General features: G+C 69.6%; 23 protein-coding genes and 1 pseudogene. 8 read left to right on the forward strand and 16 right to left on the reverse strand.

Features of this window, described 5'->3' with window-relative positions; translation table 11 throughout:
• Nucleotides 1–9: 9 nt before the first annotated feature.
• Entirely contained in the window at nucleotides 10–699 is a 690-nt protein-coding gene (locus C882_RS05025) for a gamma-glutamylcyclotransferase (protein ID WP_009539472.1), read from the reverse strand.
• Between the two features lie 168 nt (nucleotides 700–867).
• Here C882_RS05025 and C882_RS05030 point away from each other — a divergent pair, with 168 nt between their 5' ends.
• The 3 genes from C882_RS05030 (at nucleotide 868) to C882_RS05040 (ending at nucleotide 3995) form a co-directional block, all read left to right on the forward strand.
• A complete protein-coding gene (locus tag C882_RS05030; protein ID WP_009539473.1) occupies nucleotides 868–2118 on the forward strand; it encodes an MFS transporter in 1251 nt (416 codons plus the stop codon).
• Between the two features lie 135 nt (nucleotides 2119–2253).
• A complete protein-coding gene (locus tag C882_RS05035) occupies nucleotides 2254–3354 on the forward strand; it encodes a TRAP transporter substrate-binding protein (protein ID WP_009539474.1) in 1101 nt (366 codons plus the stop codon).
• Nucleotides 3355–3518: 164 nt separating this feature from the next.
• Nucleotides 3519–3995 carry a hypothetical protein gene (locus C882_RS05040; protein WP_009539475.1) on the forward strand — a complete coding sequence of 159 codons (477 nt, stop codon included), beginning with the start codon at nucleotides 3519–3521 and terminating at the stop codon, nucleotides 3993–3995.
• Nucleotides 3996–4529: 534 nt separating this feature from the next.
• Here C882_RS05040 and C882_RS05045 read toward each other — a convergent pair.
• The 12 genes and pseudogenes from C882_RS05045 to C882_RS05100 all read right to left on the reverse strand — a co-directional run.
• A complete protein-coding gene (locus C882_RS05045) occupies nucleotides 4530–4745 on the reverse strand; it encodes a hypothetical protein (RefSeq protein WP_009539476.1) in 216 nt (71 codons plus the stop codon).
• A 7-nt stretch (nucleotides 4746–4752) separates the two neighbouring features.
• Entirely contained in the window at nucleotides 4753–6315 is a 1563-nt protein-coding gene (gene ccmI, locus C882_RS05050) for a c-type cytochrome biogenesis protein CcmI (protein ID WP_009539477.1), read from the reverse strand.
• A gap of 15 nt (nucleotides 6316–6330) precedes the next feature.
• Nucleotides 6331–6846: a cytochrome c-type biogenesis protein gene (locus C882_RS05055; RefSeq protein ID WP_009539478.1), complete on the reverse strand. Its 516-nt coding sequence runs from the start codon at nucleotides 6844–6846 to the stop codon at nucleotides 6331–6333.
• Nucleotides 6843–7442: a DsbE family thiol:disulfide interchange protein gene (locus tag C882_RS05060; protein WP_009539479.1), complete on the reverse strand. Its 600-nt coding sequence runs from the start codon at nucleotides 7440–7442 to the stop codon at nucleotides 6843–6845. Before C882_RS05060 ends, C882_RS05055 begins: the two co-directional genes overlap by 4 nt.
• Before the next feature lie 24 nt (nucleotides 7443–7466).
• On the reverse strand, nucleotides 7467–9470 hold the full coding sequence (locus C882_RS05065; protein WP_009539480.1) for a heme lyase CcmF/NrfE family subunit: 2004 nt from the start codon (nucleotides 9468–9470) through the stop codon (nucleotides 7467–7469).
• 73 nt (nucleotides 9471–9543) lie between these two features.
• Nucleotides 9544–10023 (reverse strand): cytochrome c maturation protein CcmE, encoded by a 480-nt coding sequence (ccmE, locus tag C882_RS05070; RefSeq protein WP_009539481.1) that lies wholly within the window; start codon nucleotides 10021–10023, stop codon nucleotides 9544–9546.
• Nucleotides 10020–10289: a heme exporter protein CcmD gene (gene ccmD / locus C882_RS05075; protein ID WP_009539482.1), complete on the reverse strand. Its 270-nt coding sequence runs from the start codon at nucleotides 10287–10289 to the stop codon at nucleotides 10020–10022. The genes ccmE and ccmD overlap by 4 nt, the downstream gene beginning before the upstream one ends.
• Before the next feature lie 59 nt (nucleotides 10290–10348).
• Entirely contained in the window at nucleotides 10349–11068 is a 720-nt protein-coding gene (locus tag C882_RS05080; RefSeq protein ID WP_009539483.1) for a heme ABC transporter permease, read from the reverse strand.
• Nucleotides 11069–11249: 181 nt separating this feature from the next.
• Nucleotides 11250–11915 carry a heme exporter protein CcmB gene (gene ccmB / locus C882_RS05085; RefSeq protein ID WP_009539484.1) on the reverse strand — a complete coding sequence of 222 codons (666 nt, stop codon included), beginning with the start codon at nucleotides 11913–11915 and terminating at the stop codon, nucleotides 11250–11252.
• The gene (ccmA, locus tag C882_RS05090; protein ID WP_009539485.1) at nucleotides 11912–12634 is read right to left on the reverse strand and encodes a heme ABC exporter ATP-binding protein CcmA; all 723 of its coding nucleotides are present in this window, start codon (nucleotides 12632–12634) and stop codon (nucleotides 11912–11914) included. Before ccmA ends, ccmB begins: the two co-directional genes overlap by 4 nt.
• Nucleotides 12635–12900: 266 nt before the next feature.
• A complete protein-coding gene (locus C882_RS05095; RefSeq protein ID WP_009539486.1) occupies nucleotides 12901–13209 on the reverse strand; it encodes a BrnA antitoxin family protein in 309 nt (102 codons plus the stop codon).
• Nucleotides 13163–13375: pseudogene (locus tag C882_RS05100) on the reverse strand (BrnT family toxin); the annotation flags it as partial. The pseudogene C882_RS05100 and the gene C882_RS05095, both read right to left, overlap by 47 nt.
• A 261-nt stretch (nucleotides 13376–13636) precedes the next feature.
• Here C882_RS05100 and trpS point away from each other — a divergent pair.
• The 4 genes from trpS to C882_RS05120 all read left to right on the forward strand — a co-directional run bounded on the left by trpS (nucleotide 13637) and on the right by C882_RS05120 (nucleotide 16804).
• Nucleotides 13637–14635 (forward strand): tryptophan--tRNA ligase, encoded by a 999-nt coding sequence (gene trpS / locus C882_RS05105; protein ID WP_009539488.1) that lies wholly within the window; start codon nucleotides 13637–13639, stop codon nucleotides 14633–14635.
• A 67-nt stretch (nucleotides 14636–14702) separates the two neighbouring features.
• A complete protein-coding gene (locus tag C882_RS05110) occupies nucleotides 14703–15539 on the forward strand; it encodes a TIGR02186 family protein (protein ID WP_009539489.1) in 837 nt (278 codons plus the stop codon).
• A gap of 23 nt (nucleotides 15540–15562) precedes the next feature.
• On the forward strand, nucleotides 15563–16096 hold the full coding sequence (locus tag C882_RS05115) for a universal stress protein (protein ID WP_009539490.1): 534 nt from the start codon (nucleotides 15563–15565) through the stop codon (nucleotides 16094–16096).
• Between the two features lie 150 nt (nucleotides 16097–16246).
• Nucleotides 16247–16804 (forward strand): NifU family protein, encoded by a 558-nt coding sequence (locus C882_RS05120; protein ID WP_009539491.1) that lies wholly within the window; start codon nucleotides 16247–16249, stop codon nucleotides 16802–16804.
• 289 nt (nucleotides 16805–17093) lie between these two features.
• Here C882_RS05120 and C882_RS05125 read toward each other — a convergent pair whose 3' ends face one another.
• Together C882_RS05125 and C882_RS05130 are read right to left on the reverse strand one after the other, a co-directional pair.
• Nucleotides 17094–19532, reverse strand: a complete 2439-nt coding sequence (locus C882_RS05125; protein WP_009539492.1) for a pyruvate dehydrogenase E1 component — start codon at nucleotides 19530–19532, stop codon at nucleotides 17094–17096.
• A 110-nt stretch (nucleotides 19533–19642) separates the two neighbouring features.
• Complete coding sequence (locus C882_RS05130; protein WP_043643617.1) at nucleotides 19643–20164, reverse strand: hypothetical protein; 522 nt, start codon at nucleotides 20162–20164, stop codon at nucleotides 19643–19645.
• A gap of 260 nt (nucleotides 20165–20424) precedes the next feature.
• Here C882_RS05130 and C882_RS05135 point away from each other — a divergent pair, with 260 nt between their 5' ends.
• Nucleotides 20425–21852, forward strand: coding sequence for an MFS transporter (locus C882_RS05135; RefSeq protein WP_009539494.1), 1428 nt, complete (start codon nucleotides 20425–20427; stop codon nucleotides 21850–21852).
• Nucleotides 21853–21900: 48 nt separating this feature from the next.
• Here C882_RS05135 and C882_RS05140 read toward each other — a convergent pair whose 3' ends face one another.
• Nucleotides 21901–22443, reverse strand: a complete 543-nt coding sequence (locus C882_RS05140) for an invasion associated locus B family protein (protein ID WP_009539495.1) — start codon at nucleotides 22441–22443, stop codon at nucleotides 21901–21903.
• Between the last annotated feature and the right edge of the window lie 42 nt (nucleotides 22444–22485).

Genomic DNA, 22485 nt, shown 5'->3' on the forward strand with positions numbered 1-22485 from the left:
GCAAGCGGGTCAGGCGGCGCCGGCCGTGCGGGGCCGGGCCTGCAGCAGGGCCTTCACGCGGTCCCTCAGGGCGTGAAGGCGGCGGTCGGGGATGCCCATCTCGTCCAGGTGGTCGACGGTGGACATCAGGTATTCGGCGCAGGAGCCCAGGCCGCCCTCGGCGTGGGCGATGACGCGGGCGGCGTCCTCCAGGGCCAGCTTGCCGGCGTAGCGCGGGGCGCCGTGGTTGATGGTGAAGGCGATGGCGCGCACCGGTCCGGCATCGGTGCGCACCGTCGCCCATCGGGGGGTGTAGCCGTCGGAGACCATCTCGCGGCGCCAGACGATGTCCAGTTCCTCCCACGCCTGCGCCGCCCGGATGCGGAACGCGACGCCGCGGCACGAGCCGCCGTTGTCCAGGCCGAGCACCAGCCCCGGATTGTCCGGCGAGCCCCGGCCGAGCGGCGTCCACAGGCAGAAGCGGCGGTGCCAGCCGGGTAGCGTGCCCAGGCGTTGCTCGGCATGGTGAAAGGCCGGGTTCCACATGAGCGACCCGTAGCCGAACACCCACACGTCCTCTGCCGGTGTGCCGCGCCCGCCCAGCATGGCGGCGATGGAGGCATGGCGTTCCTCCTCGGTCGTCACGTGGATGGAGACGCCGCTGCGCTCCAGCATGTCCTGCAGGATCCCGTCGCGGATGCTTTCCCGGGTCAGGCTCACCGATGATCCCCTGTCGTCATATCCGTATTTCCTTAAACATAGGGTTCCTGTGCGGCCGGCGAAATGGGGCAGGCGCCGCCTCTTCGACGGGAGAAGTGGCCCTATGCGAAAGGGGAAACCCCGTGCTTTAGTCAGCCGCACCCTCACCCCGACCGGAACGCCAAGCCCTTGACCACCGCCGCAAACGGCCACGAGACACTGTCCCTGCGCGGGGTGATCGCGCGGGTTTTCCTGCCGTTCGCGCTCGGGTATTTCCTGAGCTACCTGTTCCGTTCCGTCAACGCCGTCATCGCGCCCTACCTGCGCGAGGACGTGGGGCTGACGGCCGGTGACCTGGGGCTTCTGACCAGCGCCTACTTCCTGGCCTTCGCCGCGGCCCAGTTGCCTATCGGCCTGGCGCTGGACCGCCTGGGCCCGCGCAAGGTGGAAGGCGTGTTGCTGATCTTCGCCGCCATCGGCGCCGGGCTGTTCGCCGTGGCCGACAGCGTCGGTGCCCTGGTTGCCGCCCGCGCGCTGATCGGGCTGGGTGTGGCGGCCTGCCTGATGGCGGCGCTCAAGGCCATGACCCAGTGGTTCCCGCTGGACAAGCTGCCGGTGGTCAACGGCATCGTCGTCGCCTCGGGCGGCGTCGGCGCCCTGGCCGCGACCGCGCCCACCGAATGGGCGGTGGAGGCCATCGGCTGGCGGCCCGTGTTCGGCGTGCTTGCGCTGGCGACCGTCGCCGCCGCCGTCATCCTGTGGGCCGTCGTTCCGGACAGGAAACGGCCCGCCGACGTGCCCGAGGAGACGCTGCCCCAGGCGCTGGGCAAGCTGGGGGTGATCTTCAAGAGCCGCGCCTTCTGGCGGGTGGCGCCCGCGGTGGCCATGAACCAGGGCGGTTTCATGGCGATTCAGGGCCTGTGGGCCGGCCCCTGGCTGCGCGACGTGGCCGGGCTGCCCAAGGGCGAGGCGGCGACCGTGCTTCTGTTCATCGCCGTCGCCATGGTCTGCGGCCAGATCGGCATCGGCCTGATCGCCGAGCGCCTGGGCCGGCTGGGCGTGAGCACGCTGACGGTGGTGGCGGTGTGCATGGCGGGCTTCATCGGCACCGAAGTGCTGGTGGCTGTCGGCTGGACGGCGGCGCCCCTGCCCCTGTGGATGGCCTTCGGGTTCCTCGGGACGGTCGGCATCCTCTGCTACGCCGTGCTGTCGCGCCAGTTCTCGACGGCGCTGGCGGGGCGCAGCAACACCAGCGTCAACCTGACCATGTTCATTGCCGCCTTCGCCTTCCAGTGGGGCATGGGCGCCATCATCGATCTGTGGCCGGCGGATGCGGAAGGCCGCTATCCGGCCGAGGCCTACGGCGCGGCCATCGGGGCGGTGGTGGTGCTGCAGGTGGCGGCCTGGGTGTGGCTGATCCTGCCCCGCCGGCAATCCTGATCCGCGCGTGCGGGTACGTCGCGAAAGTTTATTTTTTCCAATGGCATCGGTCCATCACGGTTGTTACTCTTTTGCACCCGGTCGGGGCCGGGAGCTTGCTTGAGAGACGACCCAGCCAAGAGGGCATGATCCACCATGAAACGACGTGATTTCCTGACCGGCGCCGCCGTCGCCGGCGTTGCCGCCACCGGCGCCGGAACCCTGGCCGCCCCGGCCTATGCCCAGGGCAAGCAGGAATGGAAACTGGTGACGACCTGGCCGCGCAACGCGCCGGGCGTGGGCGTGAATGCCCAGCGCTTCGCCGACTACGTCACCGCCATGAGCGACGGTCGCCTGTCGGTGCGCCTGTTCTCGGCCGGCGAGTTGGTGCCGCCGCTGGAGGCTCTGGACGCGGTGCAGAGCGACACCGCCCAGATGGCGCACTCCACGCCCTACTACTGGGTCGGCAAGACGCCGACGCTGAACTTCTTCTCCACCATCCCCTTCGGCCTGATGGCGTGGGAGCTGTCGGGCTGGCTGTACTTCGGGGGCGGTCAGGAACTGTGGGACGAGGTGTACGCGCCGTTCGGCGTCAAGCCCTTCTACGCCGGCAACTCGGGCGTCCAGGCCGGCGGCTGGTTCAAGAAGGAAATCAACACGCTGGACGACATCAAGGGCCTGAAGATGCGCATCGCCGGCCTGGGCGGCGAGGCCATGCGGCGCCTGGGCGCGGCGGTGACGCTGACCCCGCCGGGCGAGATCATGCCGTCGCTGATGTCCGGTGCGGTGGACGCCGCCGAGTGGGTGAGCCCCTGGCTCGATATCTCTTTTGGGCTTCAGAAGGCGGCCAAGTACTACTATATGCCCGCCTTCCACGAGCCCGGTCCGGCCCTTGAGGTGACCGTCAACAAGGAACGGTACGACGCCCTGGACGACGACCTGAAGGCGATCATCCAGCGCGCCGCGCAGGCCTCGGCGGGCGAAAGCCTGGCCGACTTCACCTATCACAACATCGACGTCTTCGACCGCATGAAGAAGGAATACCCCGAGGTCGAGGTCCGCACCTTCAACGACGAGATCCTCCAGGCGCTCGCCGGCGCCACCAAGGAGATCCTCACCGAGCTGCGCGCGCGCGACGAGCTGACGGCGCGGGTGCACGACAGCTACATGGACTTCAACCGCAAGGCCCAGAACTATCAGAACCGCGCCGACCTGCCGGTGCTGCAGATGCGGCGGTTCCTGACCGACATGGGCTGAGGCCGGGCGGCATCATGCCGCGCGATGAGCCGAATAAGCGAAGACGGGGCGGGGCGCGGCGGCGCTTCGCCCGTTTTTTCGGAGGAGGGATCCGCCGTTCGCGCCTTCAACGCCGGCCGGGGCGCCGGGCGTTGAGCGGACATCGGCAACGGAGGTGGAGCCCCATGAGCATTACCCAGCGCGAGGAACGGCGCGTGCTTGGCAACGACGAGTTCGACGTCGTGCGCGCCACCCACTACCCGCACATCTGCGACCTGGACCAGACGGCGCTCAAGGACCGGCAGCAGCGCCTGCGGGAGCTGCGCGACAAGGCCCGCACCCAAAGCCGTCAGCAGCGCCGGCAGGCCCGCGGCAAGGGCAAGGAGCCGCCCTCCGAGCGCGGCTTTTCGCTGAAGGAACAGGCCTTTGTCGGCGCCATCAAGCGGGTCAACCGCGAACTCAGCCGCTTCCATCGGGCGGAGCGCCGCGAGAGCCAGCGCGAGATCATGCTGCGGGCCCTGGAGCAGAAACGGGCGGCGCGCAAGCGCAACCACCCTTCCGCCGGCCGCACGCCCGAGACTGGCATGTCGGCGACACCCGCCGATCCCAAGCAGGCCGACATCGCGCCCAGCCCGCCGCCGCCGGCCGACGCGCCTGAGTAATACGCCTCGATGATTGAAATCATCGAGGCTGCGTTCATTCGCCACGCAGGCTCACGCGCCATAAGGCGCGGCGGCCGGTCGGCCTTGCCGGGCGACAAGTGTACGATTTCAAGTGTCACCCGGTATAAGGCGCCGCGGACGGTCCAGGGTGCGAGGGAAAGGCCCGGCCTCGCCCTCGCGCTCCCCCGCGAACCTGGGGACGGCAGCGGCGGTCGGTGGGGCGCCGAGGGCGGCCCGACGCGCCTGCGCGCCCCTCTGGCCGACAGCGGGAGTGGAGTCCTGCTTTCGAGGCTGTAAAGAAATCGGTGGACGTTCACCAGAGGGAGCGCGGCAGAATGGCCAGCACCGTATGTGGATTCCTGCTTTCGCAGGAATGACGGGTGATTTTTTGTTCTAGGACAGTATCTTAAGAAATCCGTCGCTCCTGCAAAAGCAGGGGCCCACGCACTCCGTCAGCCGCCCTTGCGACGCCTCTTCTGGCAGTCAGCCGATTTCTTGACACCCTCTTTCGCAGGAATGGCGGGTAAGAACAGCCTAGAACCCCGCGCGCCCGGTGAACGGTTTGCCCGTCACCAGGCTGACGATGTGGGCGCCCAGCACCAGCATGACCAGCAGCGACAGCGCCATCACCAGCCGGGCCGGGAAGCGCCACGGCTTTCCCGGCACGTAGGGGCGGCGGTCCAGCCAGACGGACAGGCCGAACAGGGCCGCTGCCGCGCCGAAGGCGGTCGCCGTCGTGGGCAGGTCCATGCGGACGTCAGCTGCCCAACTGGTCGAGGCGGCGCTCCACCTCGGCCCGGTCGGGAGAGCCTTCGGGCAGCGCGTCGCGCAGGCGGGTCCAGTAGTCGCGTGCCTCGTCCGTCTCGCCGGCGGTGGCGGCGTTCTCGCCCAGCAGCTTGAGCGCGGCGACGTCGGCGGGTTCCACGGCCAGGATGGCGCGCAGGGTGTCGTAGAAGGCGGCGTCCGGGCGCGTCAGGCCCTCCACCTGGGCCGTCGAGGCCTGGGCGTTGGCGAGACCGCGCAGGGCGTCGAGGTTGTCGGGGTCCTGGTCGACGGCGCGCTGGTAGGCGTCGACCGCGTCCTGCGGCTGCTGGAGCACCAGATAGGCGCGGCCGAGACGCAGCCAGCCGTCCACGTCCTCGGGGTTCTCCTCCAGGCGCTCGGCCAGGCCCGAAACCATGCCCTGGATCATCTCCTGCTCTTCGGCGGTAAAGCCGCCGCCGCGCTGGGCGCGCTCGGCGTCGGCCTGGGCGCGCATCCCGGCACCCGGATCGGCGTCCTCCGCACCGGCCTCCGGCACTTCGGCGCGCGGTTCCGGCGCGGTGTCGTCGCCGCCCTGCCCTTCCGGAAGGGCGGCGGCTTCGGTGCCCTCGCCGGGCAGGTCGAGCGGATGGACCGGGCCGACACCGATGGGCGGAATGCTGTTCTGCATGGCCGCCTGCCGGATGGCGTCCTGGATCATGGGCATCCACGGCGCGTCGGCGGGGCTTTCGGCCTCCAGGTCGCGCCAGATGGCGATGGCCGTGCGGGGCTCGCCCTGCTGCAACTGGAACAGGCCCATGTAGTAGCGCGAGCGCGGGTCCTGGCGGCTCTTGGACAGCGCGTTGCGGAAGGCGACGGCGGCCTGCGGCGTGACGGTGCCCTGCTGGGACGCCACATGCGCCTCCCCCAGGGCCGCCCAGGTGTCGGGGTCGGTCTGGCCGCGCTCCACCGCCTGCCGGAAGGCGCGCAGGGCGGCGTCGTAGCGGCCCAGCGCGGCGTAGGAGCGGCCCAGCATGGCCCAGCCCTGCGGGTTGTCGGGCTCGGCCTCCAGGCGCTCGGCCAGTTGCTCGGTCAGCTGGACCATCTCGTCGGCGGCGCGCTGGTCCATGTCCATGCGCTCGGCCATGCGCTCTGCGTGCGGCTGGTCGGGCATGCCGGGCGTGCCCAGGTAGATGTACATGGCCAGCGCCCCGGCCGGCACGATGATGACCGAGGCGATGCCGGCCACCCGCGCCCACCCCGACAGGGGCTGCGGGCCGGCGGCCTGTGCGGCCTTGCGGTCCTTGGCCTTCTTGCCCTTGGCGGTGACCGGTGCCTTTTCCACAGGCGCGGCGGCCAGGATGCGGCGCTCGATCTCCAGGCGGGCGGCGGCGGCTTCCTCGTCGCTGAGCAGGCCGCGCTCGCGGTCGCGGTCCACCTCCTTCAGCTGGTCCTTGTAGACGGCCAGGTCATAGGTCGCCTGGTCCACCGGGCCCTGGGGCCGGCGCAGCAGCGGCATGACGAGCAGGAGGATGACGGCGCCGGTGATGAGCGCGAGGGCAATCCAGAAGGCGATCACGATGGGGGCTCGGCTCTAGCTCTTGGAGGAAGTGTCGGTGTCGTCGCGCAGCAGCGCGTCCAGGCGGGCGCGTTCCTCGGCACTGAGGCCTGCGGGCCGCACGGTCTCCGCCGGAACGCCGCCGGTGCGGCTGCGGTAGTAGGCATAGCCGGCACCCGCCGCCAGCAGCAGGAAGATCGCCGGACCGAACCACAGCGCATAGGTCGACGCCTTGAAGGGCGGCTCCAGCAGCACGTAGTCGCCGTAGCGGTCGACCATGAACTGCAGGACCTCTTCGTTGGTGTCGCCGGCGGCGATGCGATCGCGCACGATCAGGCGCATGTCGCGCGCCAGTTCGGCGTTGGAGGCATCGATGCTTTCGTTCTGGCAGACCACGCAGCGCAGGTTCCGCGAGACCTCGCGGGCGCGCTCTTCCAGCTTGGGATCGTCCAGCATCTCGTCGGGCAGCACCGCCCCCGCCGGAAGCGCGACGGCGACGGTGACGGACAGGGCGGCGGCGGCGGCCAGGGTGCGGAGGCGGTTCATGCTCATGACGTGCGCAGCTTTTCGATCAGGGGCTTGAGCGTCTTTTCCCACACCTCGGCATTGACGGGGCCGATGTGCTTGTAGCGGATGACGCCCTGCTTATCGACGACGAAGGTTTCCGGCGCGCCGGTGACGCCGAAGTCCACCGCGACCTTGCTGTCCGGGTCCAGGCCGACGTGGTCATAGGGGTCGCCGTACTTCTGCAGCCAGCGCATGCCGTCGCGCGGGTCCTTCTCGCGCCAGTCGATGCCGTGGATGGGGACGAAGCCGCTTTCCTTGATCTGCATCAGGAAGGGGTGCTCCACCTGACAGGCGACGCACCACGAGCCGAAGATGTTGACCAAGCTGACGTCGCCTTTGAGGGACTCCGACGTCAGCGGCTTGCCGCGGCCCGGCAGGGGCTCCAGCGCGAATTCGGGCACCGGGCGGTCGATGAGCACGCTGGGCAGCTCGGCGGGGTTTTCGCCCAGCTGCTTCACGAAGAAGCCGATCAGCACCAGGAACACCAGGGTCGGCGCGATGAAGACCAGGCGCTTGCCCCAGCCGGAGCCCTTGGGCTCCTGCTGGGGCGCGTCGGCGGTCTGCGTGTTGGTCTCGGACATGGTCGGTCGGTCCTAGGCTGTCGTTCAGGCGCTGGCCGGCTTGGCCCCGGCGGTGGCGGCGGCCACCTTGCGGCGCGTCGGCGCGCCGACGCGGTGGCGGCGGTCGGTCAGCGAGACGAAGCCGCCCAGCGCCATCAGCCCCGAGCCGTACCACAGGAAGGGCACCAGCGGCTCGAAGTAGATGCGGGTGACGAAGCCCGGCCCGTCCTCGTTGGGGTCGCCCACGACGGCGTAGAGGTCGGCCCAGCCGTTGGTGTGGATGGCGGCCTCGGTGGTGGGCATGGGCGGGCTGGTGTACTCGCGCTTCTCGGGGTCGAGCTGCGCGATGGGCTCGCCGTCCTTGGTGACGCCGAAGTGCCCCTTCACGGCCGAATAGTTCGGGCCTTCCACGCGCTCGGCGCCCTGGAAGGTGAACTCGTATCCCGCGACCGTGATGGTCTGGCCGGCCACCATGACCTGCACGCTTTCCTGCTTGTAGGCCGAGGCGGCGGTGACGCCCGCGACGATGAACGCCATGCCGAGGTGGGCCAGCGTCATGCCGAAGGCGGCGCGCGGCAGGCGGGCGAAGCGGCGGCCCGACTCGGCCAGCGGCGCCTTGAACAGCTTCACGCGCTCCGCCAGTTCCACCAGCGTCGCCACCAGCAGCCAGACGGCCAGGCCGAAGCCGAAGGCGGCCAGCACGTCGTCCAGCGCACCGCCGGCCAGCACCCAGGCCAGCCCGAAGGCCAGTAGCGCGGCACCGGCGGCGGCCTTGAGGCGGCTGAGCGCGCCGGCCAGGTCGCCGCGCTTCCAGCTCAGCATGGGGCCGAAGCCCATGGCGATGACCAGCGGGATCATCAGCGGCACGAAGACGGCGTTGAAGAACGGCGGGCCGACGGTGACCTTGCCCAGGTTCAGCGCGTCGGCGAACACGGGATACAGCGTGCCCAGCAGCACGGTCGCCGTGGCGGTCGCCATCAGCAGGTTGTTGAGCAGCAGCGACCCTTCCCGCGAGATGGGGGCGAACAGGCCGCCGCCCTTCAGGTCCGGCGCGCGCAGGGCGTAAAGCAGCAGCGCCCCGCCCAGGGACACGCCCATAAGCAGCAGAATGAACATGCCGCGCGTCGGGTCGCTGGCAAAGGCATGGACGCTGGTGATGATGCCCGAGCGCACCAGGAAGGTGCCCAGCAGCGACAGGCCGAAGGTCAGGATGGCGAGCAGGATGGTCCAGCTTTTCAGCGCGTCGCGCTTTTCCACGACGACGGCGGAATGCAGCAGCGCCGTGCCGGCCAGCCAGGGCATGAACGAGGCGTTCTCGACCGGGTCCCAGTACCACCAGCCGCCCCAGCCGAGTTCGTAATACGCCCACCACGACCCCAGCGCGATGCCAAGCGTCAGGAACGTCCAGGCCAGCAGGGTCCAGGGCCGCACCCAGCGCGCCCAGGCGGCATCCACCTTGCCCTCGATCAGGGCGGCGACGGCGAAGGAGAACGCCATGGAGAAGCCGACATAGCCCAGGTACAGCATGGGCGGATGGAAGGCGAGGCCGGGGTCCTGCAGCAGCGGGTTCAGGCCGTTGCCGTCGATTGGCGCCGGGTCCAGCCGCAGGAAGGGATTGGAGGTCAGCAGGATGAACAGCAGGAAGCCGCCGGTGATCATGCCCTGCACCGCCAGCGTGCGGGCGCGCAGGGCCGGCGGCAGGTTGCGGCCGAAGAAGGCCACCGCCACCGAATAGGTCACCAGGATGGTGATCCACAGCAGCAGCGACCCCTCGTGGTTCCCCCACACGCCGCTGATCTTGTAGAGCATCGGCTTGTCGGTGTGGGAGTTCTGGGCCACGTTGATGACCGAGAAGTCGCTGACGACGTAGGAATAGGTCAGCGCCCCGAAGGACGTGCCCACCAGCAGGAACATGGCGATGGACGCCGGCCGGGCCAGGTCCATCATCACCGCGTCGCCGCGCTGGGCGCCGATCAGGGGCACGCTGGACTGCACCAGCGACACCATGAACGCCAGCACCAGGGCGTAATGGCCGAGTTCAGCGATCATCGCTTCGCATCCCGTGTCCGTTAAGGCGGCGCGCCGCCCGTATCAGGGGGCGGTCGCGCCGGCAAGCATTGCGTCAGTTGGTGGCCTGGGCGGGATCGACACCCTCGGCGGTGCGGCCCAGCTTCTTTTTCCAGTCCGGGTCGCTCTCGGCCAGGGCGTCGGCGACTTCCGGCGGCATGTAGTTCTCGTCGTGCTTGGCGAGCACTTCCTGGGCGACGAAGACGCCGTCGGCGCCGATGGTGCCCTCGGCCACCACGCCCTGCCCCTCGCGGAACAGGTCGGGCAGGATGCCGCTGAAGACCACCGGCGTGGAGGCGGCGTAGTCGGTGACGTTGAAGCGCACCATTTCGCCGGACTTCTTCACCGTGCCTTCCTCGACCATGCCGCCCAGGCGGAACCTCTGGTCGGCCTCGACCGTCTTCTCCTGAAGGTCGGACGGACTGTAGAAAAACACCAGGTTGTCCTGGAAGGCGGTCAGCACCAGGCCGGCGGCGGCGAACAGCATCGCCATGCCGGCCCCGATCAGATACATGCGGCGCTTCTTGCGGGTCATCGGCTCTCTCCTGCGGCGCCGGCGGGCGCCTTCTCGGTCTCGCGCGCCTGGGGCTGGCTCTGGCTCTGTGCCGGGGCGGCCGGGCCTGCGCCGCGCTTGCCGCGCGGGCGCCGGCCGCGGGCGGCCTGCAGGGCCTCCAGGCGGCGTTCACTGGTCTTCAGCAGGCGCCAGGTCAGGGCGAAGACGAGCGCGAGAAGACCGAAGGTGATGATGTAGGACGGCCAGACGAAGCCGGCATACCCGCCCATGTCCAGGAACTCTTGCACGTTTCCAACTCGCTTCTTGTCTGTCTCGTCAGCCCGTCAAGCCGTGGTGCGGGGCGCCTTCAGCCGTGCACCTGGCTCATGGATATGGCGCGCACCTTGGCCTCGGCGATCTCGCCGCGCATGCGCAGAAGCGCGACCGTGATGTAGTAGGCCTTGAAGGCGAACGCCATGAGGAACAGCGGGGTCAGCATGGCGGGATCGATGGCCGGGCCGTCCATGCGCGCCACGCTGGCCGGCTGGTGGAGGGTGTTCCACCAGTCGACGGAAAACTTGATGATCGGCACGTTCACCACGCCCACCAGCGCCAGCACGGCGGCCGCCTTGTACCCGCGCTGCGGATCGTCGAAGGCGTTCATCAGCGCCATGTGGCCGAGGTAGAGGAAGAACAGGATCAGCATGCTGGTCAGGCGCGCATCCCACACCCACCAGGTGCCCCACATGGGCTTGCCCCACAGCGCGCCGGTGACCAGCGCGATGAAGGTGAACGCCGCGCCGACGGGGGCCGAGGCCTTGGCAAACAGGTCGGAGACGGGATGCTTCCAGATCAGCGCCACCGCGCTCGCCACCGCGATGGCGGTGTAGACGAACAGCGCCATCCAGGCCGCCGGCACATGCACGTACATGATGCGCACCGTCGCGCCCTGCTGGTAGTCCTCGGGCGAGGCGACCAGCGCGTAGTACAGCCCGGCCAGGGTGAGGATCACCGTCAGCCCCGCCGCCCACGGCAGGATGGCGTTGGCCAGCTTGAGAAATCGGTTGGGATTGGCGAAGCGATGCATGGTGCTCTCTGTCATGCGTCACGCGGCCCTGCGGCCTGCGTGAGGGGGTGCCGCGTGTCCAGTCTTTCGGCCCGGCGTGAGCCGTACATTAGAGGATGACGCCTGAACGTCACCTTAACCATTGTCAATTCGGCGCACACCCGTCAATTCACCAAACCGTATCCGCGCGCCGGCGCCGGGCCTATTCCACCGCCTGGCGCAGCGCCGCCGCCGTGGCCCAGGGGCACAGCGCCGCGGCGCCCAGCAGAAAGCCGCCCAGGATCAGCAACTGCGCCTTGAACGGCAGGTCCATGATGGCGGCGTCGACGGCGGACACCCCGAAGACCAGGACCGGGATATAGAGCGGCAGAACCAGGAGCGAAAGGAGAACACCGCCCCGCCTCGCGCCCAGCACAAGCGCGGCGCCCACGGCGCCGATGAGCGACAAGGTAGGCGTTCCCAGCGCGAAGGCAACCACCAGAACGCCGAAACCGTCGGCGTTCATGTTCAGCAGCACCGCCAGCAGCGGGGCCGCGGCCAGCAGCGGCAGGCCGGTGGTCAGCCAGTGCGCGGCGACCTTGCCCAGCACCAGCACCGACAGGGGCTGGGGGCTGCGGGTGATGAGGTCCAGGCTGCCGTCCTCGTAATCGGTCTGGAACAGCCGGTCGAGGGACAGCATGGAGGCCAGCAGGGCCGTCACCCACAGCACGCCGGCGGCGACGCGCTCCAGGATGCCGGGCTCGGGTCCGATCCCGAAGGGGAACAGAACGACGGTCAGCACGAAGAAGGTGACCACCATCATGCTGTCGGAGCCCTGGCGCAGGGCGAGGCGCAGGTCGCGGCGGACGACGGCGAGGAAACCGCTCACGGGCGCACCCCCTCGGTCCAGGGCTCGTCCTCGGCGACCGCCATTTCCGCATCCAGGCCCGACAGCGCGGGGTCGACGGCGAAATCGTCCATCTGCAGCACCTTCGCGCCCGGCAGGGAGACGTCGGTGTGGGTGGACAGAACGACCATGCCGCCGCGCGCGCGGTGCTCGGCCAGCAGGTGTTCCACTGTGGCGACGGTGGCGCGGTCGAGCGCGGTGGTCGGCTCGTCCAGCAGCCACAGCGGCGCCGGGGCGGCCAGCAGGCGCGACAGGTTCACGCGGCGCTTCTGCCCGGCCGACAGCCAGCGGCCCGGCACCTCCAGCAGGTGGCCGATGGAAAAGGCGTCCAGGGCCTTTTCAACGGTTTCGCGCGACCCGTCGCCGGCCCACAGGCGCGACCAGAAGGCGACGTTTTCGTGGACCGTGAGCACCGGCTTGATGGCGTCGTGGTGACCGATGTAGCGGCTGCGCCCGCCGTGCGCCTCGGGGTCGTCGGCGACGGGCTCGCCGCCCCAGGTCAACTGCCCGGCCGAGGGGCGCAGCAGGCCCGCCATCATGCGCAGCAGGCTGGACTTGCCGCTGCCGTTGGGGCCGAGCAGCAGCAGCGCCTCGCCGGGGCCCAGCGAGAAGGACAGGTCCGCGAACACGATGCGCTCGCCACGGATGCAGACGAGGTTTTCCCCTGCGAATTCCGCTGCGTCAAAGGCTTGGTCGGTCATGGGGCGGGAGGATAGGCGACGACGGGCGGCTTGTCCCGCCGAAAGTTATGGACGCGCAGGCGGAAACGGAAGCGGAAGCGGCCGGCGCCGGAGGGGAGAGGAGGGGAGGCGCCGGCCGCCACGCTGCGGCTCCGGCCGGATCGAGGGGCATGCCCGGCCGGGAGAAGAGGTCCGGGGGAAGGACCTGACGTTAAGATGGCCCGCGAATGTGGCGCAATTGCGATGGGATGGTGGCGGGACGGGGGTATTTCGGATGCGTATCGCGTCTAGCTCGCCTTCCTGTCATGCTCCACGAACTTGCGGAGCACCGCGTTGATCCGCGTCTGGTAGCCGGGGCCCTGAGCTTTGAAATGCTCCACGATGTCCGTATCCAGGCGCAGCGAGACAGGGGTCTTCGGGCGGGGCTCGACGTAATCCGCGTCTGCCCACCATTCCTTGGACCGCAGCGGCGGCGCGTCGGGATTGTCGGCGACGGCCCGCGCGATATCCTCTTCGGACTGGGCGTCAAGGGCCCGCAGTTCGTCGGGATCAGCCCTTTTCAAGGCGTGCCTGCTGATACGTTTCTCGTTCGTCACGGCTGGCTCCTCTCGCCGAGATGATCCGGCAGACATTGGGTTCGCGGATGGTGAAGACGAGCGTCACGAAACGGCCTTCGATGCAGCCGGTGGCGATAAAGCGGTCCTCGCCATAGTCCTGCCGGTCATCGGCCTTCACCAGAACGCCCTTATCGAACAGCAGCGCGGCGGTCTCGGAGGAGAGGCCGTACTTGGTTTTGTTCGCGGCGTTCTTTCGCTCGTCCCATTCGAAGTCCGTTCACTGGATCCGTTCCAGCACCGCTCCCCCCTTCGGCACCTGCCCATACATCTGTATATACACCCGCCGCGCGCCGACCGCAATGCACCCCCACCGCCATTGACGGCCGCGCCCGCCTCGGCTACCTCCATCGCGGGCCGGCCTTCCACCCGCCGGTGTCTTCAACAGCCAGACGGATCACACTCCATCATGAAGCGCATCTTTTCGGGCGTTCAGCCCACCGGCAACCTGCATCTCGGCAACTACCTGGGCGCCATCCGCAACTGGGTGCGGCTGCAGAACGAGTACGAGTGCATCTTCTGCGTCGTCGACATGCACGCCATCACCGTCTGGCAGGACCCCGCCGAGCTGAAGAAGGCCACCCGCGAGGTCACCGCGTCGTTCATCGCCGCCGGCATCGACCCCGAAAAGCACGTACTGTTCAACCAGTCCGCCGTGCCGGCGCACGCGCAGCTGGCGTGGGTGTTCAACTGCGTCGCCCGCATCGGCTGGCTGAACCGCATGACGCAGTTCAAGGAAAAGGCCGGCAAGCACCGCGAGAACGCGAGTGTCGGCCTGTACGCCTATCCCAACCTCATGGCCGCCGACATCCTGTCCTACAAGGCCACCCATGTGCCCGTCGGCGAGGACCAGAAGCAGCACCTGGAGCTGTCGCGCGACATTGCCCAGAAGTTCAACAACGACTTCGAGGCCGAGGTCTTCCCCCTGCCCGAGCCGCTGATCTTCGGCTCGGCGACCCGCGTCATGAGCTTGCGCGACGGCACCAAGAAGATGTCGAAGTCCGCGGAAAGCGACTTTTCGCGCATCAACATGACCGACAGCGCCGACACCATCGCCCAGAAGATCCGCAAGGCCAAGACCGACCCCGAGCCCCTGCCGGAAAGCCTGGACGGCCTGGACAGCCGGCCCGAGGCCGCCAACCTGGTGGGCATCTACGCCGCGCTGCGCGACATCGACCGCGCCCAGGCCATCGCCGAGGTGGGCGGCAAACCCTTCAGCGAGTTCAAGGGCATTCTGACCGAAGTTGCGGTCGAGCACCTGGCGCCCATCAACGCACGGATGCGCGAGCTGCTGGACGACCCGGCCCAGATCGACGCCGTGCTGCACCGGGGCATGGAGCGGGCGCGCGCCATCTCCGAGCCGGTCATCGACGAGGTCTACGAAAAGGTCGGCTTCCTCAAGCCGTAACGCCGGGCAACACACGAAGACGGGCGCATACAGAGAATCCCTCTGGCGTGGCGGGCGCGGAAACCCTATGACTCAAGGAACCGACCGCCACCGCCCGACGGAGCCCATGCCCCGCCGCTTCGCCGCCTTTCGCCGCTTGAGCCCCCTGCGCGCCGCCGCCACGGCGGCCTGCGTGGCGCTGTCCTTGTGGCTGGGGGCCATGGCGGCCAAGGCGGTCGAGCAGCCGCTTGTGGCCGACCTGTCCAAGCACCTGGTGGCCATCACCACCGGCTTCGCCGGCACCGACGTGCTTCTGTTCGGCGCCACCGACGCGCCCGGCGACGTGGTGCTGGTGGTGCGCGGGCCCGAGCAGGAAGTGGTCGTCCGCCGCAAGGACAAGCTCGCGGGGGTCATCTGGGCCAACGTGGAGTCGGTCACCTTCGAGGGCGTGCCCAGCTTCTACAAGATCGCGGCCAGCCGGCCACTGCTCGACTTCCTGCCGCCGGAGCTGCGCGAGCGCCACCGCATTGGCTTCCGGCACCTGGACTTCCGGGCCCCGGGCACCGAGGGCATGGCGCCCGCCGCCCGCGAGGCCTTTCGCGAGGCGCTGGTGCGGCTGAAGGTGGACACGGGCCTCTATCAGGAGCGGGAGGGCGGCGTGCGCACGCTGGCCAACCGCCTGTTTCGGTCGGAGCTTTACTTCCCCTCCAACGTGCCCACCGGGACCTACATGGTGGAGGTCTACCTGGTGCGCGACGGCGAAGTCGTTTCGGCCGAGATCACGCCGCTGGTCATCAGCAAGGTGGGCATCGGGGCTGAAATCTTCCATTTCGCCTACACCCAGTCCGTCCTATATGGATTGGCCGCCATTCTTGTGGCGGTGGCGGCGGGCTGGCTGGCCGGGCTGGTCTTCCGCAAGACCTGAGCCTCTGTTTAAGGGTTTCCACGATGTCCGACGCCTTCACCACCGACGGCGCCCCCACGGGCGAGGCCGCATCCCTGGTCGGAAACAAGGGAGGGCGGCCGCGCACCTTCCTGGTGGTCGTCGACGAATCCGAGGAGATGGGCGCGGCCCTGCTGTACGCGTCGGCACGGGCGCGCGCGACGGGCGGCGTGGTGGCGCTGCTCAAGATCATCGAGCCGCCCGAGTTCGCCCACTTCGCCGCCATCGGCGAGCGCATGGCCGACGAGAACCGCGAGGCCGCGGAGCAAACATTGCACCGGTTCGCCGCAGAAACCGTGAAGATGTCCGGTCGGCCGCCGGTCCTCTACCTGCGCGAAGGCCATCCCGAGGAAGAGGTGCGCGACCTGCTGGAGACCGACGGCGAAATATCGGTCCTGGTGCTGGCGACCGGCACGGGGGCCGAGGGTCCGGGCCCGCTGGTGTCCGCCCTGACCGGCAAGGCGGCGGGCCGTATCCGGGTGCCGGTGACCATCGTCCCGGGCAACCTGACCGAGGACGAGATCCTGCGCCTGGCCTGATGCCGGCGGGAGCGCCGTCTTGACCGGCGCGGCACTTCGGACCATTTATTGCCCTAGCGCAGATGTCAGACATTCGACGCGCGCGCGCCGCCGCGCCGCTCCCGCCGGAGCGCCGGCCGCGCCGTCGCCGTACCAGAGGGATGCCCCACGATGTTCATCCAGACCGAGCCGACTCCCAACCCCGCGACGCTGAAGTTCCTGCCGGGCCGTCAGGTGATGCCGGCGGGCACGGCCGATTTCACGTCGCCCGAGGAGGCCGATCCGTCGCCGCTGGCCACCCGTCTGTTCGGCATCGACGGCGTGACGGGCGTGTTCCTGGGGGCGGACTTCGTGACCGTCACCAAGCAGGAAGGCCGCGACTGGCAGGTCATGAAGCCCATGGTCCTGGGCGCCATCATGGAGCACTTCACCAGCGGTCAGCCCGTTATCCGCGAAGACGCGGTACAGGGTGACGCCGCCGCCGACGAGGAAGACGACGAGATCGTCGCCCAGATCAAGGAACTGATCGACCAGCGCGTCCGCCCGGTGGTGGCCCGCGACGGCGGCGACATCGTCTATCGCGGTTTCAAGGACGGCGTGGTCTACCTGCACATGCAGGGGTCCTGCTCGGGCTGCCCCAGCTCCACCATGACGCTGAAGAACGGCATCGAGAACATGCTGCGCCACTTCGTTCCCGAGGTGCGGCTGGTGGAAGCCGTCAACGGCTGATCTTTCGCACTGCCGAAGACCGACATGGGGCCGCGCCTGACCGGGCGCGGCCCCATGTGTTGTGGCATGTCGCCGCCGCGTCACGGAACGGCAACAAAATCTTGACTTCCCCGTCAGGTTTACCCAAAAGGATCGTACACATGCGTTCGATCGCGCATGCGCGCCGGGCCTTCGGGAGCCAGCCGGGACCGTGACCAGGTGGGGCGCCTTGCCGAGACGAACATCGATGAAACCGCCGCCGGGGCCTTCTCCGGCGGCGGTTTTCCTTTCGGCCAGACCGATCCCGAGACTACACCTGCCGGAAACCTTCACCGCGGCCGCCTTCCGCCACGGCGGCGACGATGGCGTCGGCGTCCAGGCCGTAGGCGTGATGCAGGTCGGCGATGCTGCCCGACTGCCCGAAGTGCTCCACCCCCAGCGCCTGCACGCGGTGGCCGCGCACCCCGCCGAGCCACGAGAGCGTCGCCGGATGGCCGTCGATGATGGTCACCAGCAGGGCGTCGCGGGGCACGCGCGCCATCAGCCGCTCCACGTGCGACGGCCGTGCCCGCCCCTCGCCTTCGCGGCGGCGGGTGCGTTGCGCGGCGCGCCAGCCGGCGTCCAGACGATCGGCGGAGGTGACCGAGAGGATGCCGACGCCGCCCGGCGTCGTGGTCATGCGGCTGGCGGCCTCCAGCACATTGGGCGCCACCGCCCCCTGATAGGCCAGCACGACCGACGTTGCCGGCGTCGGCTCGCGCAGCCAGTAGCCGCCGGCGACGATCTGGTCGCGTAACGGTTTGTCGAGCGTGCGGCTCGGCTGCTCGATGCCGCGGGTGGACAGGCGCAGGTAGACGCTGCCGCCCTTCTCGTCACGCAGCCAGTCGTGTTCCGGCGCGGGGTCCGACCCGTCGCGCTGGATGTAGTCCAGGCTCCAGGCCAAAATGGCTTCCAGTTCGTCCACCCAGGCCGGTTCGAAGGCCGCGAGGCCATCCTGCGCCATGCCGATGAGCGGCGTGCCGACGGACTGGTGGGCCCCGCCCTCGGGCGCCAGCGTGACGCCGGACGGCGTGCCCGCCAGGATGAAGCGGGCGTCCTGGTAGCAGGCGTAGTTCAGGGCATCCAGCCCGCGCATGACAAAGGGGTCGTACAGCGTGCCGACGGGCAGCAGGCGCTCCCCGAACAGGTCGTGCGACAGGCCGGCGGCGGACAGCATGAGGAACAGGTTCATCTCGGCGATGCCCAGTTCCACATGCCGGCCCTCGGGCGAAAGCTGCCACTTCTGCATGCTGGGCACCTTCTCGGCCTTGAAGGTGTCCTCCTGCGGCAGGCGCGAGAACAGCCCGGTGCGGTTGATCCAGCCCGTCAATCCGGTGTTGGACGCCACGTCGGGCGAGGTGGTGAGGATGCGCGTGGCATAGTCGTCCTTCGACCGGCCCAGTTCGTCCATCAGCGTGCCGAAGCCGGCCTGCGTGGACATGGTCTCCGCCGGCCGCCACGTCAGTCGTTCCGGGACCGAAACGCGGGGGGCGGAGAGGCGCCGACGGCCCTTGGCGTTGAAGGGAACGTCCTTCAGAAAGGTTTTCAACTCCGCGGCCGGTGTCTCCAGTCCCTCGAACGGCGCCCATTCCTCGCCGTCGCGGATGCGGTGGGCCTGCCTGAAGGCGGCCATCTGCTCGGGCGTCATGATGCCGCCGTGGTTGTCCTTGTGGCCGGCCAGCGGCGTGCCGTAGCCCTTCACCGTGTAGCAGATGAAGACCACCGGCCGGTCGGTCGGTGCGGTTTCGAACGCCTCCAGCAGGGCCGGCAGGTCATGGCCGCCCAGGTTGGTCATCAGCGCCTGCAGGTCGTCGTCGGAGTGCGATTCGATGAAGGCCTGGAGCGGCCCCTGGTCGCCCAGTTCGTCCAGCAGGCGCTTGCGCCAGGCAGCACCCCCCTGGAAGGTGAGCGCGGAATAAAGCTGGTTGGGGCAGGCGTCGATCCACTCCCGCAAACGGTCGCCGCCGGGTTGGGCGAAGGCCTCTTGCAGGCGGTGGCCGTATTTCACGGTCACGACCTCCCACCCGAAGGCGCGGAAGACGCCGTCGAAGCGGGCATAGAGCCCCTCGCGCACGACTGCATCAAGGCTTTGCCGGTTGTAGTCGATGATCCACCAGCAGTTCCGCAGGTGGTTCTTCCAGCCTTCCAGCAGGGCCTCGTAGATGTTGCCCTCGTCCAGTTCGGCATCGCCCACCAGTGCGATCATGCGCCCGTCGGGCCAGTCGCGCTTCCAGCCCTTGCCGTCCAGGTAGTCCTGCACGATGGAGGCGAACACCGTCTGCGCCGCTCCCAGGCCGACCGAGCCGGTGGAGATGTCCACGTCGTCGGTGTCCTTGGTGCGCGACGGATAGGACTGCGCGCCGCCCAGGCTGCGGAAATCCTTCATCTTGTCCACCGACTGGTGGCCCAGCAGGTACTGGATGGCGTGGAACACCGGCGAGGCGTGCGGCTTGACCGCCACACGGTCCTCGGGACGCAGCAGGTGGAAATACAGCGCCGTCATCAGGGTCACCATGGAGGCGCAGGACGCCTGGTGTCCGCCCACCTTGAGGCCGTCGTGCTTGGGGCGCAGGTGGTTGGCGTTGTGGATCATCCAGTGCGACAGCCACAGCGCCTTGCGTTCCAGCGCCGACAGCATGGCGAGGCGGTCGGCGTCGACGGTCGGCGGCGAGGCGGCGGCGGTGGCGGCGGCGGAACGGTCATCGGGCATGGAACAGGGGGTCCTTGGTGGCCTGGGAGAACCCTCTTATGTCGTTGGAGAGCCGGCCGCCTTCAACCCAAGCCATTGCGGGACGGCGGGCGCTGGGGGGCCGTTGCCTGCTAATCCTCCACCACCACGAACACGCCCGGCAGGTCCGGGCCGGCCGGAAGAAGGTCGGCGGGGCGGCGGCCGGCGGCATGGTCGGCCGGGGTGAACAGGGCGCCCTCCAGGTAATCCCGCCGCGTCGGCGCCGTTCCGGAATCGAAACGCTCCACCGTCACGGCGCCGCCGAGGCCAAGCGCCTGCACCGCCGCGTTCAGGGCCGTGGCGATGCCGTAGACCAGGAAGGCGTCGCGGGCCGGGGCCCCCCGCGGCAGGCCGCGGGCGTCGGCATCGGCGTGCAGGGCGACCACGTCCACGGCGCCGGCCAGGGCGGGATGGTCGACCTCCGTCAGGTCGTCGCGCCAGTGGGAGCACACCAGCCGCCCCTCCAGCCGGAAAACCGCCAGGCATACGTTGTCCAGCGAATCGGCAGTGACGCGCGCCGGCCCGAGCGGCAGGCCGATGGCGGCGAAGTCGCGCTTCAGGCGGTGCAGCTCGGCCTCGGGCAGGCGGTGGCGGACGGGGCGTGCCCGTCGCACGGGCGCGGCCGACGGCGCGGGGGCCGCAGCCTCCGTCCTTGCGCTTCTGTCGTCCGTCCGCCGTGCCATGATGTGCGTCCCGCACCCCGGTTGCCGTCACGGCCGTGAAAGCAAGGGGCAGGCCAGAGCCGGCGGGGCAAGGTTTCTTTGTCGGGCGCGGCACGCGCGGGGCCGGCGGCCGGCTGTCAAGAGGCGGGATTGCCGGGGCGGCGGCAAGTTTTTCCCCGCGCCCGGCGGGATGTTCCGGTAGGCTTCCGCCCATGCCGCACGTTCACCACGACTCCCAGGACACGGCACCTCCCGACCGGTCGCCCTCGCCGCTCGCCGAGCCGGCCTATCGGCGCCTGTTCGCGGCCCAGGTGGCGTCGCTGCTGGGGACGGGCCTGACGACCGTGGCGCTGGCGCTTCTGGCTCACGACATGGCCGGCGGCGACGCCGGTGCGGTGCTGGGCACCGTGCTGGCGCTCAAGATGGTGGCCTATGTGGTGGTGGCGCCGGTGTTCGGCGGCGTGGCCCACCGGCTGCCGCGCAAGGCGACGCTGATCGCGCTGGACGTGGTGCGGGCGGCCATCGTCGCCGCCCTGCCCTTCGTCACCGAACTGTGGCAGGTCTACGCCCTGATCGTCGCGTTGAACGTGGCGGCGGCAGGCTTCACGCCGACCTTCCAGGCGACCATTCCCGACGTGCTGCCCGACGAGGCCCGCTATACCCGCGCCCTGTCGCTGTCGCGCCTGGCCTACGACCTGGAAAGCCTTGCGAGCCCGACGCTGGCCGCGCTGGCCCTGACGGTGATGACCTACGACGGCCTGTTCCTGGCCGACGCCGTGACGTTCCTGGTGTCGGGCCTGCTGGTCGCCGGCGCCGCCCTGCCCCCGCCGCGCCCGGCGGAGCGCACCCGCGGCGTGGGCGCCAACCTGACCTTCGGCCTGCGCGGATACCTGAAAACGCCGCGCCTGCGGGGGCTGCTGGCGCTGCTGCTGGCGTCGTCTGCGGCCGGGGCCATGGTGATCGTCAACACGGTGGTCTACGTGCAGGAGCGCCTGGGCCTGTCGGAGACCCACACCGCCTGGACGGTGGCGGCGGCGGGCGGCGGCTCCATGCTGGCGGCGCTGATCCTGCCCCGGTTGCTGTCGGCCGCGCGGGACCGGGCGCTGATGCTGGGCGGCGCGGCCCTGCTGTTGGCGGTTCTGGCGGTGACGGCATGGCGCCTGCCCGACTGGCCGGGGCTGGTGATCCACTGGGCGCTGCTGGGGCTGGGCACCGGCCTGATCCAGACGCCCGCCGGCCGGCTGGTGCGGCAGAGCTGCAATGCCGGCGACCGCCCCGCCTTCTTCGCCGCGCAGTTCGCCCTGTCGCACGCGGCGTGGCTGGTGGCCTATCCGGTGGCGGGACTGGTGGGGGCGGCCCATGGCCTGGGGACTGCGCTATGGGCGCTGGCGGGGCTGGTGGCGCTGGGCCTGGGCGCGGCGGCGTGGCTGTGGCCGGCGCGGGATGCCGAGGTGCTGGAGCACGTCCACGATCCCGTCGATCACGAGCACCTCCACACCCACGGGCCGCACCATGCCCACGATCACGAGGGCTGGGAAGGCCCGGAGCCGCACCGCCATCCCCACCGGCACGAACCGGTGCGGCACCGCCACGCCTTCGTCATCGACCTGCACCACCCCGACTGGCCGAACCGGGGCTGAGGCGGCGGTCTCCCGGCCCGTCACCAGCGCCCGGCCGTCGCGGCGCGATCAGACACCGCAGGCCTTGCTGATCGCCTCGTGCGCGGCGGTGAAGCCGCTGAGCGAATAGGTGTCGGTGGTCTCGGTGCCGCGCTCGCTGGTGCCTTCCACCGTCAGGGTGCGGCCGGCGCGCATGCGCTGGACCATGTCCTTGTCGGTGGCCGTGTCGCGGGCCCAGGCGCGTCCGCCGTGGGTGAACAGGCTGTATTCGCGGCCGTCGATGTTGGCGGTGACGTCGCTTTCGTCCTTGTAGTCGTAGCCGGCGACCACGCTGACCACGTCCGAGGTGCCGTCGGCGGGGCGGTGGGTGACCAGCACGAAAATGTCGCCGCGCTTGTCGTAGTCGCCTTCCGCCTTCTTGGGCTGGCTGGCCATGTAGCACACCTTGTTGCCGTCCTCGGTGTAGGTGTAGGCGGTCCAGTCGGTGTAGGAGCCCAGGATCTCGGGTTCTGCGTCCTGGGCCTGCGCGGGGGCGGGCGCCACGGCGGCGGCCAGCGTCGCCGCGCACAGGGCGGCCATGGTCAACAGTCCCGGGCGGATGGCGCGTCGCATGATGATCGTCTCTCCGTTGTCGTAACCGGCGGTCGGGAACCT

The organism is Caenispirillum salinarum AK4, from assembly GCF_000315795.1.
GTDB lineage: Bacteria > Pseudomonadota > Alphaproteobacteria > Rhodospirillales > Rhodospirillaceae > Caenispirillum > Caenispirillum salinarum.